The organism is bacterium (assembly GCA_030018315.1).
In the GTDB taxonomy this organism is placed as follows: domain Bacteria; phylum Hydrothermota; class UBA3073; order JACQXS01; family JAGMCI01; genus JASEGA01.
The window spans coordinates 1-1,333 of sequence record JASEGA010000067.1 but is presented as its reverse complement, the minus strand read 5'-3'; the positions used below and the strand labels follow the sequence as shown (position 1 = coordinate 1,333).

Below are 1,333 nucleotides of genomic sequence, written 5' to 3'. Positions count from 1 at the left end.
CAGATTAGTTCGCTCCTTACTAGTTAACCAATCAACTAATCAACTAATTAACTCTGTTACTTGGGACGGTAGTGATGAGCTTGGCAGACCATTACCGAGTGGTATCTATTTCTGTAGATTACAGGTAGGTAAAGAAAGTATAACTAAGCAAGTGCTTATGCTAAAATAAAAAACAGAAGGATTAAAAAGGAGGTGTAAGAGGGGAGCATTGATTGCATTTATAATTTTAGTTAGTGGAGTAAATTACACCAGAGTGTTGCTGGATACTCCACTTGTTAAAGTACTGCCGGAGACGCAGGCTGGCTTAGCGGCGGGCTCTACTTTTAGGGATTCTGTTTATTATATGGAGAGTACTACAAGTCCAAATCTTTATGGGTTTGATGTTAAGCTATATTTTAACCCATATGTGATAAATTGTGATAGGATTGTTGATACAACAGCTCTAAGTAATGGTGGCGATGTCTTTTGGTTAGCAAAGGAGATAAATAATACTAATGGCTGGCTATGGGTTGCCTGTGCTTGTATGAGTCCAAATCCTGGTCTTGATGGCAATGGCAAGCTTTTCTCATTAGTATGGCGGGTTGTAGATGCTACTGGGTGGTCAATCCTGCGTCTGAAATATGTAGACCTCTCTGATCCAGATGCATACCCCATCCTTTATAATTCATCACATGGCTGGTATAAGCCACCAGGAATAGCAATTATCTTACCTGATAGTGGTGAGTGGTACACAATGGGGACATCCAAGACTATAAAATGGGTGAGTAAGAATGTAAGTGGGGGTGTAAAGTTAGAGCTGTACAAGAGTGGTAGCTTGGTTGAGTCTATAGTAGAGTATACTCCCAATGATGGTCTATACTTATGGGATGTACCCATAACCTATACTCCAGACACTACTTATAAGGTAAAAATAACAGCTATTAGTGAACCATCTATTAATGACTACAGTGATGGTAACTTTACTCTCTGCCGTCGAAACAAAGTTTTATCTCCAAATGGTGGTGAGTGGTGGATAGTAGGAGAGACGCACGCTATTACTTGGACTCCATCAGGGATTAGTGGTGATTGCGATATCTGGTACTATAATGGCTCAGCGTGGAAGCTTGTATCTTATAATGCACCTGACGCCAGTGGTTCATATTCATGGACAGTCCCAAATACACCTACAACCCAAGCAAAGGTAAAGATATATCATATTGGTCATGTTGAGGAAACAGTGGACTCAAGTGATGCCACATTTACTATAGCAACTGGGCCACCGGGGGTTGAAGAAATTTCAAATCTCAAAACTCAAAACTTAAAATTGGAAATCTATCCTAATCCATTCACTAGG

At 40.2% G+C, this 1,333-nt stretch carries 1 protein-coding gene; it reads left to right on the top strand.

Annotated features, from left to right (window positions below):
* Nucleotides 1-208 precede the first annotated feature (208 nt).
* Nucleotides 209-1,333 (top strand): hypothetical protein (locus QMD71_10060; protein MDI6841168.1); only part of this gene is annotated, 1,125 nt, incomplete at its 3' end.